This window comes from Ruegeria sp. P8 (assembly GCF_056534665.1).
In genome coordinates this window covers 247,842-260,941 of record NZ_JBQERC010000002.1, presented here as the reverse complement: position 1 = coordinate 260,941, position 13,100 = coordinate 247,842, and the positions used below count along the sequence as shown (strand labels likewise).

Sequence of the window (13,100 nt, the reverse complement as noted above, 5' to 3'; positions counted from 1 at the left end):
ATGCCTCGTGAATATCTGAAAAAGGCAACTTTAACGGCTCAATCACACGCCTCAGAGGTGCATGATACGGTGAAGACCATTCTTACCGATATCGAGGCGGGCGGTGATGCAAAGGCAAGAGAATACGCCGCCAAGTTCGACAAGTACGAAGGGAATGTCTTGCTGACCCCGGCTGAGATTGAGGCCGCCTGTGCAAAAGTGTCCGAAAAGCTGAAGGCCGACATCCGTTTCGCCCATGACAATGTGCGGCGCTTTGCCGAAACGCAGAAAGCGACCGTATCTGACGTTCAGACCGAGATCGTTCCGGGTTTCGTCGCCGGGCAGAAGGCAATTCCAGTGGATGCTGCAGGGTGTTACGTGCCAGGGGGGCGATACAGCCACATCGCCAGTGCGATTATGACAGTGACCACCGCGAAAGTTGCGGGATGTCGCCACATCACAGCGTGCTCGCCTCCGCGCCCTGGCGAAGGGGTTGCGCCTGCCATCGTTTATGCGGCGCATATCTGCGGGGCCGACAGCATTCTGGCCATGGGGGGCGTGCAGGGTGTTGCCGCCATGACTTACGGTCTGTTCGGTTTGCCGCGCGCCAACATCCTTGTGGGCCCCGGCAATCAGTTCGTGGCCGAAGCCAAGCGCATCCTTTACGGCAAGGTTGGTATCGACATGATCGCAGGTCCGACCGACAGTTTGATCCTTGCCGATCAGTCTGCCGATGCGCATGTCGTCGCCACCGATTTGGTCAGTCAGGCCGAGCACGGATACAACTCGCCGGTCTGGCTGGTCACCGATGATCGCGACCTTGCGCAAAAGGTGATGGAACTGGTACCTGCGCTCATCGCCGATCTGCCGGAACTGAACCGCGAGAACGCCTCGGCCGCATGGCGCGATTATGCTGAGGTTATCGTCTGTTCCAACCGCGAAGAGATGGCCGCCTGTTCCGACGAATATGCACCTGAGCATCTGACGGTTCAGGCTGAGGATCTAGATTGGTGGCTGGAACGACTGACCTGTTATGGATCGCTGTTTCTGGGCGAGGAAACAACCGTGTCATACGGAGATAAGGCGACCGGTACGAACCATGTTCTGCCAACCTCGGGCGCGGCCAGCTATACTGGCGGGCTGAGTGTCCACAAATACATGAAGATAGTGACGTGGCAGCGGGCTACGCGCGAAGGGTCGAAGCCCATTGCCGAAGCGACCGCGCGGATATCGCGGTTAGAAGGAATGGAGGGTCACGCCCGTGCAGCAGATGTGCGTCTTGCGAAGTACTTCCCGGACGAGCAGTTCGACTTGACTGCCGATGGATGACCCGCGCTCATTGTTTGACCTGACTGGCCGGGTGGCGTGTATCACCGGTGCCAGCTCGGGACTTGGGCGGCAAGTGGCACGGACTCTTGCCGCAGCAGGTGCCCGTGTTATCGGCGTTGCCCGGCGCAGTGATGCGTTGGCGGAGATGCGGGCCGAGATTGGCACGCGCGCTGCAGCGGTTGTTGCAGACGTTGCAGATCGCGCTGGGGTAGATGCGTTGACACAGGCCGTCACTTCCAAGTTTGGCCCCCCCGACATTCTGGTCCATGCGGCTGGGGTGAATACGCGTGAGGCTGCTGCTGATGTTACTCCTGAGGGGTGGGATGCCACGCTTGCCCTGAACCTGAGCGCGCCGTTCTTCCTTAGCCAAGCCATGGTGCCGACAATGAAGGAAAAGGGGTGGGGGCGAATTGTCAATTTCGCCTCGCTGCAAACAACGCGCGCTTTTCCAGGTGGTATCGCCTATGGCGCGTCCAAGGCGGGGATCGGGCAGTTGACACGCGCCATGGCCGAGGCGTGGTCGCCCTTTGGCATAAACGCCAACGCCATCGGACCGGGGTTCTTTCCCACCGAACTGACGCAGGCTGTGTTCGACGACCCCAAGCGCGCGGAACGGAACGCCGCGCAAACCTGTATCGGACGCAATGGGCGGATGCAGGATATCGACGGGCCGATCCTGTTCTTATGCTCTCGGGCGTCTGACTATGTCACGGGACAGGTTCTGATGGTTGACGGAGGGTTTACTGCCAAATGAAGGCTCTGGTTTACAAAGGTGTTGAACACATGGTGTTTGACGATGTGCCGAATGCCGAACCGGGCGCATCGGAACACCTGATCCGGGTCGAGGCGGTTGGCATCTGCGGATCGGACATGCACGCCTATCTGGGCCATGATGCACGTCGCCCAGCGCCCCTGATCCTCGGGCACGAGGCAGCCGGTGTCATAGCTGATGGTATCCGCGCCGGTGACCGGGTGACGATCAACCCGCTGGTAACCTGTGGCCAATGCGCGGCATGTCGGGCGGGTCGCGAGAATCTGTGCCCGGACCGCCAGATCATCTCGATGCCACCGCGCGAAGGGGCGTTCGCGCAATATGTCTCGATGCCAGGCAGAAATCTTGTCGACGTGCCCGATGATGTCCCTTTCGCCAAGGCTGCGCTGGCTGAACCTCTGGCTGTAAGCTGGCACGCAGTCAGACTGGGGATCGAGGCTCAGCATTCTGCGATGGACCGCCGCGCCTTGGTGATTGGCGGAGGGGCTATTGGCCTTGCGGCGGCCTTGGCCCTGCGGGCGCAGGGTATTGAAGACGTTACAATCGCGGAACCAAACGCGTTGCGCCGGACTTATCTGGCGGAAATCGAAAGTTTTGCACTTGTGGATGCGCCCAATGGGTCTTTCCCGTTGGTCATTGATGCTGTTGGATATGCCGCGACACGGTCGGTCGCTTCGGCCCTGGTCGCGCCGGGTGGCGTGATCGCGCATGTCGGATTGGGTGATGATGCCGGAGGTCTGGACGTGCGTCGCATGACCTTGCAGGAGATCACCTTTATCGGAACCTACACCTACACCGCGCAGGATTTCCGCGACACGGCTCAGGCGATCTTTGACAGCCGTCTTGGCGCCCTGAATTGGGTTGATGAGCGTGCACTGGCTGATGGCGCGCAGGCGTTTCGCGATATCCGCTCTGGCTCCGTAGCCGCACCAAAGATTATCCTGAGACCCTGGGGATAAACCTGACAGAACTGGAGGCCACCATGTACAAGAAAATTCTGGTCCCGATGGCTTTGGATCACGGCATTTCACAGCATACGCTGGAGATCGCGCGTGCCTTGTCCGAAAACGGGGCCGAGGTCATCGGCTTGCATGTCTACGAAATGCCACAGGGATCGGTCAGCGCCTATCTGGACAAATCCGCAGTAGCCGAAGGGTTCGAGCGCGCGAGGCAGGCCTTGTTGCAAAAAGTTGACGGGCTGGATGGTGTGAAAGCCGAAATCATCAAAGGGCACACCGCCCGCACCATCATTGACTACGCGACCAGCAACAATGTGGACTGTATTGTCATAGGTTCGCATAAACCGGATCTAAGCGACTACTTTCTGGGATCGACAGCGTCACGCGTTGTTCGTCATGCCCCCTGCGCTGTACATGTGCATCGCAGAACCTGATTTCCTTAATCGCGCCAAGCGCCCCAACAGGACCAACAGCCCGACCATGAACATAGACAAGAAGATAACCGACGATCTGGTGGCCAACGATATCTCGTTCGTCACCACCGTCCCCTGCAAGCAACTGGCAGGCGTCATCGCTGAAATCGACCAGCGAGAGGACATTTATCACATCCCGTCCAACAAGGAAGACGAGGGGATGGGCCTGTGCGCCGGGGCATGGATGGGCGGCAAGCGTCCCGCGATCATCATGCAAAACACCGCAATCGGTGTGACGATCAACACGCTGGCGACACTGATCCAGTTTTACCGCATGCCATTGCCGATGCTGATTTCCTATCGCGGAGAGCTGCGCGAACCGGTTGCCTGCCAGGTTGAAATGGCTGTGCACACCAAAGCGCTGCTGGCTCAGCTGAATATCCCGACTTATCACTTCCACCATCAGTCAGATGTTGAGGAACTCGACGCGATCCTCAAATACACCTTTATGTGCAACAAACCGGTCGCCATTCTGACCGATGCCAGTTTCTGGGGAGGCTATGGCGACCAATGATCCGCTCTGAAATTCTGAAAGAAATCGCTCCGATCCTGCGCGATCAGCTCGTTGTTTGTAACATTGGCATTCCAAGCCAGGAGCTGCACGCCATCGACGACCAGCCCACCAATTTCTACATGCTGGGCACGATGGGACTGGCCTCATCTATTGGCTTGGGGTTGGCCTTGTCGCAGCCCAAGCCGGTTATCGTGATCGATGGGGACGGGTCGGTCCTGACCAATCTGGGTACATTGCCGACCATCGCCAATAACGTGGCGGACAACTATATCCTGTTGATCGTCGATAATGGGTCGTACGGGTCCACTGGGGATCAGCCGACGTATGCCGGGCAGAAGACCTCTCTGGCGAAAATGGCGGAAGCCGCAGGATGCGAGCGCGTAATCGAATGTCAGGCCGAAGACACCGGCCGCGTGCTGCAAGAAGCGCTGGATTCGAAACAGATGACCATCATCGTGGCTAAGTGCGAAAGCGGAAATGCCAAGATGCCTGTTATCACGATGGATCCGGTGGTGATCCGCGACCGGTTCATGAAGGCCGTACAGGCCTGATGTTATCCAGCGCTATCCACAGTTCCGAGGACGCCCGCCGCCTCGCGCGGCGGCGTCTGCCGTGGATGGTATTTGACTATATCGACGGTTCCGCCGGGTCCGAGGTTGGCGCAGCCCGAAACAGGGCTGCACTGGATGCGCTGACCCTTCGCCCTAGAATTCTGAATGATGTCAGCGAAAGGTCGCTTGCTTGTTCCGTCTTTGGCAGGTCGACTCAGCGCCCGTTTGGCATCGCACCGATGGGGATGTGCAACCTGTCGGCCCCCGGTGCAGATCTGATGCTGGCACGCCTTGCGGCGCGGTACGAGGTGCCGCTTGGGGTATCAACCGTCGCATCGACGCCAATGGAAGACCTGATTGTCGAGGCAGAGGGACATGCCTGGTTTCAGCTGTATTTCAGCGGCGATGGCAGTGGCACCTTCAAGTTGGTCGAGCGCGCAAAGGCTGCGGGGTACGAAACGCTGGTGCTGACGGTGGACGTGCCCGAAGTGGGACGTCGACCGCGTGAATTGCGCCATGGGTTTAGGATGCCATTCAAAATGGGCCCGAAACAGGTGCTTGATTTTGCGCTTCACCCCCGGTGGTCGCTATCAACGCTACTGCGGGGCAAGCCCGAAATGGCGAATTTCCTGATGGACGGATATGATTTTGATCGCCGGGAAAGCCGGGCCAAGGCGACTTGGGAGACACTGGCCCGTCTGCGCGACCAGTGGGCCGGGAAACTGGTGGTCAAGGGCGTTCTGGATGCAGAGGACGCGCTGAACCTCAAGTCGGCAGGTGTCGATGCCATTCAGGTCTCAAGCCACGGTGGCCGCCAGTTGGACAGTGCGCCCGCGCCGATTGCCGTATTGCCTGAAATTCGGAACGCCGTCGGTCCGGAATATCCGCTGTTTTACGACAGCGGTTTGCGCTCGGGCGAGGATGTTTTGAAAGCCTTGGCAAACGGCGCAGATTTTGCCTTCTTCGGCCGCATCCTGCAATTTGCAATCGCGGCAGAAGGGGAAGAAGGGCTTGAGCAATTGTGGTCTGTGCTGAGTGATGAAATGAGTATTGCCATGGCGCAGATGGGCGTTTCGTCGCTGGGCGAGGTGCGTCTCGAAACCTGAAACCAGTTTGGGGAACGACCCGAGGCGTACCTGCGAGTCGTTCCTATGCTGGTTTAACCGCGGCGTCTGCGACGGCGCCCACCGCCTGTTTCGCTCTCTCCACCTGTGTTGAAGCTTGGATTGGGCAGCGTGACAACCTGCGCCAGTTCCGGAAACGGATCGGTTTTGTGCGGGATCGCGTTGGCGGCCACGAAATGATCCTGGAACTTCGGCTCAATGGCGGTTTCGATCTTGGTGATCTCGCGCACGACGCGTTCGATTTCAGCGCGTGATCCGATATTGCACAGCGCAATCCGCGCGCCTGTACCAGCGGCATTACCCGCGCTGGTGACCTTGTCTAGGGGCGCATCAGGGATCATGCCCAGAACCATGGCGTGCTTGGTCGAAATATGAGCTCCAAAGGCACCGGCCAGAACCACACGATCCACCTTGTCAACTTCCATCTCGTCCATCAGCAGACGCGCACCGGCATATAGCGCGGATTTTGCCAGCTGGATGGCGCGGATGTCGCCCTGCGTGACGGTGATGCGGGGGCCACCTTCGGCGCTGGCATCGTGAATCAGGTAAGCGTGTGTGCGGCCTTCAGGAATGCAACGGGCCGTTCCAGTCTGTTCGGCCGATCCGATCAGGCCGCTTTCATCCAGAAGGCCAGCCATACGCATCTCGGCCACAGCTTCGATAATGCCCGAGCCGCAGATGCCGGTGATACCAGTGGTGGCGACATCAAGGTCAAAGCCGTCTTCGTCCGACCACTTCTCGGACCCGATGATGCGAAAGCGGGGTTCCTTGGTAAGGGGATCGATTTCGATCCGCTCGATCGCGCCGGGTGCTGCGCGCTGGCCAGAACTGATCTGAGCGCCTTCAAACGCAGGCCCGGTAGGTGAGGAACAGGCCAGAACGCGGCTGGTGTTGCCCAGCAGGATTTCGGCATTGGTGCCCACATCGACGATCAGAACCAAGTCCTCGGATTTGCCGGGTTCTTCGGACAGGGCAACCGCCGCACAATCCGCGCCCACATGGCCCGCGATGCAAGGCAGGATATAGACCTGCGCGCGGGGGTTCATGGTGGTCAGTTCCATCTCACGTGCGGGCAGGGACATCGACTCGGACGTGGCCAGGGCAAAGGGCGCCTGACCCAGCTCGACGGGATCCAGACCCAGCAGTAGATGGTGCATGACCGGGTTGCAGACAAACACCGTTTCAACGATCAGCGTGGTGTCAATGCCGGCTTCTTCGGCGATTGAGGTGGTCAGATCATTGATCGCCTCGCGCACGGCTTTTGTCATTTCCCGATCCCCGCCGGGGTTCATCATGGAATATGAAACACGGCTCATCAGGTCTTCGCCAAAGCGGATTTGCGGGTTCATCAGACCTGATGACGCTTTAACTTCGCCGGTTTCCAAGTCGGTCAGATGAGCCGCAATCGTAGTTGAGCCTAGGTCGATGGCCAGCCCATACAACCCGCCTTCGTGCAGGCCGGGCCAGATTTCGACAATGCGTGCGACGCTGTCCTTGTGGCCTTTGTGAACGGCCACAGTGACTTCCCATTTGCCTTTGCGCAGAACCGGTTGCAGCTTGGACAGAAGCGATAGGTCCGCCGTGGCCGCGTCAATTTTCCATTGCTCACGCAGCGCACGTTCAAGGCGCTCCAGATCGCCGGTTGGCGAATGCATGTCGGGCTCTTCCACCACCACGAAATATAGACGCGTTGCCGGATCCATGGTGATGGCGCGTGCCGTGGCGGCCTTGCGAACGACCTGACGATGCACCTGGCTTTCCGGCGGCACGTCGATCACGATATCGCCCTGAACCGAGGCCTGACAGCCCAGACGACGACCGGGTTTCAGGCCGCGCTTGTCGTCATAACGTTGCTCGACCGCGTTCCATTCGCTCAGCGCATCCTGGGACACCGTGACGCCGTGCTTGGGAAACTCGCCATAGCTTGGGGTGATCTGACACTTTGAACAGATACCGCGGCCCCCGCAGACCGAATCCAGATCCACTCCCAATTGGCGGGCTGCGGTCAGAATGGGCGTGCCGACAGGAAAATGCCCGCGTTTGCCGGACGGGGTAAAGACGACAAGTGGGTCGTTGGTCATGAGTGACATGCCTTTTTGTGTTCGCGCGTTTTCCCGGCAAGATATGGGTTTGAGCGCAAAGGGAAAGGGCTATCAGCGGCACGATTTGCACGGCATGCGTCGTTTTCTTTGGCTGTATAGTCAACTAGAGCCACAGAGTTGCCCTCAAGGGCTTTTCCTTTGGTTCAATCCATGCAATAGGGTCACCGCCAAACGGGCTTTTGCATGGGGTATTCAGATGCAGATTCGTGAGGCACTCACCTTTGACGACGTTCTTCTGGTTCCGGCCGCATCTTCAGTGCTGCCGGCAACAGCGGACACCACCACGCGTGTCACGCGTGAGATTACCATGAACATCCCGCTGCTGAGCTCGGCCATGGACACGGTGACCGAGGCGCGCATGGCCATTGCCATGGCACAGGCAGGCGGTATCGGGGTCATCCACAAGAACCTTTCCGTAGAAGAGCAGTCTCGCGAAGTTCGCCGCGTCAAACGGTTCGAGTCGGGCATCGTCTACAACCCTGTTACCTTGCGCGCGGACCAAACCCTGGCCGATGCGAAGGCTTTGGTCGAGCGCTATAATTTTACCGGTTTCCCGGTAGTTGACGCGGATGGCCGCGTGGTTGGTATCGTGACCAACAGGGATATGCGCTTTGCCAATTCCGACAACACTCCGATCAAGGCGATGATGACCTCGGAAAACCTGGCAATGCTGAAAGAACCCGCCGATCTGGAAGAGGCTAAAAGCCTGATGCGGGCCCGTCGTATCGAAAAATTGCTTGTGGTCGATGGCACGGGAAAACTTACAGGTCTGCTAACGTTGAAAGACACCGAACAGGCGGTTCTGAACCCAACAGCGTGTAAAGACCGGCTTGGCCGCCTGCGAGTGGCTGCCGCGACTTCGGTTGGAGACGCGGGTTTTGAGCGGTCCGAGCAGCTGGTGGCTTCGGGCGTTGATATCATTGTCGTCGATACGGCGCATGGTCACTCTCAGGGCGTGCTGGATGCGGTGAGACGGGTCAAAACCCTGTCGAACGAGGTTCAGATCATTGCCGGAAACGTTGCTACAGGCGAGGCGACCAAGGCGCTGATCGACGCAGGTGCTGACGCCATCAAGGTGGGTATTGGCCCCGGCTCGATCTGTACAACACGCATGGTGGCGGGCGTTGGTGTCCCTCAGTTGACCGCGATCAGTGATTGTGCCGCCGCGGCGGGGGATGTTCCGGTCATTGCGGATGGTGGCATCAAGTTTTCGGGCGATTTTGCCAAGGCAATTGCCGCCGGTGCGTCGTGCGCCATGGTCGGTTCGATGATCGCGGGCACAGACGAAAGCCCGGGTGAGGTCATTCTGTATCAGGGCCGGTCGTTCAAATCCTATCGCGGTATGGGCAGTCTTGGTGCGATGGCGCGCGGATCAGCGGATCGGTATTTCCAGAAGGACGCGGCAAATGATAAGCTGGTACCCGAAGGGATCGAAGGGCAGGTTCCTTACAAAGGATCAGCCAGTGCAGTGATCCACCAGCTTGTTGGTGGTTTGCGCGCCGCGATGGGATACACCGGCTGCGCGACCGTCGAAGAGATGCGCAGAAACTGCCAATTCGTGAAGATCACGGGCGCAGGTCTGAAAGAGAGCCACGTACACGATGTTCAAATCACACGTGAAAGCCCGAACTACCGGGTGATGTAAGCCGTTGCGCATGACATACGGCACCCTAGCACGGGGTGCCGTAGTGATTTTGGATTGGCCTGTCACGGCCTTTTTCAGCCAAGGTAATCCGTGATGACACCTGCTGCCCGCGTTCAGGCCTCGATTGAAATTCTGGATGAAATTCTCGCCGGGGCCCCGGTTGAAAAGGCGCTGACCGGCTGGGCGCGGCGCAGCAGGTTTGCGGGCTCCAAGGATCGGGCAGCTATTCGCGATCATGTGTTTGACGCTTTGCGGTGCAAACGCTCGTTTGCTGCGTTGGGTGGTTCCGGAACTGGTCGCGGCCTGATGATCGGCGCCTTTCGCGCATCGGGTGAAGATCCGGTTGAGTTGTTTACCAGCGACCGCCACGCGCCCGAAGCCCTTCAAAATGACGAAGTATCAAGGGATTTTGCATCCGAAGCCGAGAGATATGATTTTCCCGAATGGCTGTGGCCAAAGTTCGTCGCATCCTTGAATGATGCCGCCGTTCCTTGCGCATTGGCATTGCAGGAACGCGCTCCGGTTATTCTGCGGGTCAACTTGTTGAAAACGGATGTAACCCGGGCGATTGATGCTTTGGCGACCGACGGTATTTCAGCCCGTCCAACGCAGATATGTGAAACCGCTCTGGAGGTGACAGAGCGCGCGCGTCGGATCGCGCAAAGCCAGGCATACGCTCAGGGTTTGGTCGAGCTTCAGGATGCGGCAAGTCAGGCGGTTGTTGCTTCCTTGGATCTGCGCCCTGGAATGCGCGTTTTGGACTATTGCGCTGGGGGCGGCGGCAAGTCGCTTGCGATTGCTGCCTACAAGGGTGTCGAGGTTTACGCTCATGATGTGAATGCGCGCCGAATGAAGGATATTCCAGCGCGGGCAGAACGGGCAGGGGCCAGAATAACCATCCTGAACAGCGCGGAACTTGCTGGTCACGGGCCTTTTGACGTCGTTTTGGCCGACGCCCCGTGTTCTGGCAGCGGTTCGTGGCGGCGCGCACCGGCAGGCAAATGGGCGTTGACTGAAGAACGTTTGCAAGAACTCACGGTCATTCAGGCTGACATTCTCGCAGATATCACGCCATTGGTCCAAGCAGGCGGAGTGCTGGCTTATGCAACGTGTTCGGTTCTTGCCGACGAGAACGATGCGGTTGTCGACAGGTTTCTGACACAACATTCGGGTTGGCGCGAAACCTTCCGGCAGGCATGGCAGGTAACGCGCGGGTCCGACGGGTTCTTTACGTCACACTTGACGCGCTGATCTTTCGGTAAATACAACCCTGGGTAGCTGATTTGTTTTTTAGCGCCGTTAGGCGAGTGTTAACCAATTCTACCTGTTATTACCGCAAAACCTGTGCCCGAGCCGTTTATGCCTGACATCACTGAATTTGTTCCAGCCCCTTCAGCCGCCAATACTCCATCGGTGTTTCGGATCGGGTCGTTGGTGTTTGTGGCGCTGTTGATTAGCCTGGCACCTGCGGTTGGGTTTCTGCCGTCGGATTGGACAAAGGGTTTGCTGGCAACAGGCATTTCACTGCTGGTTGTGGCGCTTTTGTTTGGGATCAAGGGGGCGATTGCAAACAGGCATTTGCAACAGACATCAGCCCTTTTTGTCGCTTTCGCAGAACGCGAGGATGCTCCGGTTGCGATCTCAAACGGGTATGGTGATATATTGGCCGCGAACGTCCTGGCCGAGAAAAAGCTGGGGGCCGTACGGGGCGAACCCCTGACCCGCTGTTTGCGCTCCAAGTTTGCCAATCCGTCGGCGATTTTACTAAGCCTGCAATCGCGGGCGCAGTCCGCGGGACGCGCCCAGAGCGAGTTTCCCGGTGGCGACCGGACCATTTCGGTTTCCGTGCATCAATTGAGGCCGGGGCTGTTCTGCTGGAGTTTCAGCTGTGTTCAACAGGAGAGTTGGCAAACCCTTGGCTTGCCGGTCATAACACTTGGACGCGAAGGTGAAATATTGCGCGTCAATGCCACGGCCGAGCGTTTGTTTGGTGCGCACCCTGCCGGGGCGCAGGATATTTTCAGCGAAGCCGAACCGCGGATCGGGGCTGTCAACGCAGTCAGGACCCGCGATGGTCATATTCTGGCAGCCGTGTCCGAATTTTCTCAATCCGGGTCGGAACGAAGCCTTTGTTTGTTACCGATTACGCAGATGCCCGCACAGGATGCGGTCATGTCCTTCTCTGACCTCCCGGTTCCAATCCTCAGACTTTCCGAGGACGGCATCATTCTGGACAGTAATCGGCTGGCGGCGAAACTGTTGGGAAAGAAGCAGCTTGAAGGCAGTAACATCAGCGACATCATGCGGGGCGTAGGGGGCCCTGTGCTGGATTGGTTGAAACGAACCGAGGCGCATGAAGAAACGCAGCGATCAGAGTTTTTGCAGTTCATTAGGGACGACAAGGAAATCTTTGTTCAAGTCACCCTGAGCCGTGTGTTTGTCGATGGAAAGATATGCCTGATCGCGGTTCTGAACGATGCGACTGAACTGAAGACTCTGGAAGCTCAATTCGTTCAGGGCCAGAAGATGCAGGCCGTAGGGCAATTGGCCGGAGGTGTTGCACATGATTTCAACAACCTGCTGACGGCCATTTCCGGTCACTGCGATCTGCTGCTGTTGCGCCATGATCAGAATGACCCGGATTACGGGGATTTGGTGCAGATCAATCAGAATGCCAACCGGGCCGCCGCGCTGGTCAGTCAGCTTTTGGCGTTTTCGCGAAAACAGACCCTCAGGCCCGAAGTGTTGGATCTGCGTGACACGATATCGGATCTTATTCACTTGCTGAACCGTTTGGTTGGCGAGAAGGTGCAATTGACGCTGAGCCACGATCCGGTGCTCAAACCCGTGCGGGCGGACAAGCGTCAACTTGAGCAGGTGCTGATGAACCTTGTCGTTAACGCACGAGATGCCATGCCGGACGGTGGTGAAATTCGCATTGAAACCAGTGTGTTGACCCTTTTTCAACCTCTCATGCGGGACAGGGCAACCGTACAACCGGGCGACTATGTGACAGTCAAGGTTGTGGATGGCGGTGTTGGTATCCCAGCAGATAAGCTGCAGAAGATTTTCGAACCCTTCTACACCACGAAACGAACTGGTGAGGGCACCGGGTTGGGGTTGTCAACAGCCTACGGGATCGTAAAGCAAACCGGTGGGTTTATCTTTGTCGACAGCGCAATTGGACGGGGCACCGAGTTCACTGTCTTTCTTCCGGTTTGCGCGACGACGTCCGAGGTCGAAACTGAATCGCCAGTCCAGCCCGAAGCCCAGAGCGCCAGGCAGGGCGAAGGCGTGGTGCTGCTGGTCGAGGATGAGGCGCCTGTTCGCGCCTTTGCGACCCGCGCCCTGCGGCTGAAAGGTTACACCGTGCTCGAGGCGGACTCGGCGGAAGAGGCGCTTCGACTGCTTGAAGATTCCGCGTTAAGTGTTGATGTATTCGTCACAGATGTTGTCATGCCAGGAATGGACGGGCCCACTTGGGTGCGCAAGGCTAGGGAGACGCGCCCGGATGCGCGTGTGATTTTCGTGTCCGGGTATACCGAAGGTGTTTTCGGTGATACCGGTCCGGATATTGCCAACTCAACCTTCCTGCCCAAACCGTTTTCCCTCAACCAATTGACAGAGGCTGTGTTTCAACAACTCAATTGAT

The 13,100-nt window shown here is 58.1% G+C and carries 11 protein-coding genes; 10 read left to right on the top strand and 1 reads right to left on the bottom strand.

Annotation, left to right across the window (positions count from 1 at the left end):
- The 7 genes from hisD to ACR0BZ_RS04665 are packed head-to-tail and all read left to right on the top strand — an operon-like array spanning window position 1 to window position 5,683.
- Entirely contained in the window at window positions 1-1,308 is a 1,308-nt protein-coding gene (gene hisD, locus ACR0BZ_RS04695; RefSeq protein WP_209503872.1) for a histidinol dehydrogenase, read from the top strand.
- Entirely contained in the window at window positions 1,301-2,062 is a 762-nt protein-coding gene (locus ACR0BZ_RS04690) for an SDR family NAD(P)-dependent oxidoreductase (RefSeq protein ID WP_480919579.1), read from the top strand. The genes hisD and ACR0BZ_RS04690 overlap by 8 nt, the downstream gene beginning before the upstream one ends.
- Window positions 2,059-3,039 carry an alcohol dehydrogenase catalytic domain-containing protein gene (locus ACR0BZ_RS04685; protein ID WP_480919578.1) on the top strand — a complete coding sequence of 327 codons (981 nt, stop codon included), beginning with the start codon at window positions 2,059-2,061 and terminating at the stop codon, window positions 3,037-3,039. The genes ACR0BZ_RS04690 and ACR0BZ_RS04685 overlap by 4 nt, the downstream gene beginning before the upstream one ends.
- Window positions 3,040-3,062: 23 nt before the next feature.
- Window positions 3,063-3,473, top strand: a complete 411-nt coding sequence (locus ACR0BZ_RS04680) for a universal stress protein (RefSeq protein WP_480564692.1) — start codon at window positions 3,063-3,065, stop codon at window positions 3,471-3,473.
- Window positions 3,474-3,519: 46 nt separating this feature from the next.
- Window positions 3,520-4,026, top strand: coding sequence for a sulfopyruvate decarboxylase subunit alpha (gene comD, locus ACR0BZ_RS04675; protein ID WP_480919747.1), 507 nt, complete (start codon window positions 3,520-3,522; stop codon window positions 4,024-4,026).
- Entirely contained in the window at window positions 4,023-4,577 is a 555-nt protein-coding gene (comE, locus tag ACR0BZ_RS04670) for a sulfopyruvate decarboxylase subunit beta (RefSeq protein ID WP_209503877.1), read from the top strand. Before comD ends, comE begins: the two co-directional genes overlap by 4 nt.
- Complete coding sequence (locus tag ACR0BZ_RS04665; protein ID WP_480545566.1) at window positions 4,577-5,683, top strand: alpha-hydroxy acid oxidase; 1,107 nt, start codon at window positions 4,577-4,579, stop codon at window positions 5,681-5,683. The genes comE and ACR0BZ_RS04665 overlap by 1 nt, the downstream gene beginning before the upstream one ends.
- A 53-nt stretch (window positions 5,684-5,736) precedes the next feature.
- Here the strand turns inward: ACR0BZ_RS04665 and ACR0BZ_RS04660 are convergent, their stop codons facing one another.
- On the bottom strand, window positions 5,737-7,782 hold the full coding sequence (locus tag ACR0BZ_RS04660) for an ASKHA domain-containing protein (RefSeq protein ID WP_480919746.1): 2,046 nt from the start codon (window positions 7,780-7,782) through the stop codon (window positions 5,737-5,739).
- A gap of 217 nt (window positions 7,783-7,999) precedes the next feature.
- On the opposite strand from ACR0BZ_RS04660, the gene guaB reads away from it, so the two are divergent.
- The 3 genes from guaB to ACR0BZ_RS04645 all read left to right on the top strand — a co-directional run bounded on the left by guaB (window position 8,000) and on the right by ACR0BZ_RS04645 (window position 13,099).
- Window positions 8,000-9,448: an IMP dehydrogenase gene (gene guaB / locus ACR0BZ_RS04655; protein WP_480485596.1), complete on the top strand. Its 1,449-nt coding sequence runs from the start codon at window positions 8,000-8,002 to the stop codon at window positions 9,446-9,448.
- A gap of 93 nt (window positions 9,449-9,541) precedes the next feature.
- Complete coding sequence (locus tag ACR0BZ_RS04650) at window positions 9,542-10,699, top strand: RsmB/NOP family class I SAM-dependent RNA methyltransferase (RefSeq protein WP_480919577.1); 1,158 nt, start codon at window positions 9,542-9,544, stop codon at window positions 10,697-10,699.
- A 108-nt stretch (window positions 10,700-10,807) separates the two neighbouring features.
- A complete protein-coding gene (locus tag ACR0BZ_RS04645) occupies window positions 10,808-13,099 on the top strand; it encodes an ATP-binding protein (protein WP_480919576.1) in 2,292 nt (763 codons plus the stop codon).
- Window position 13,100 lies beyond the last annotated feature (1 nt).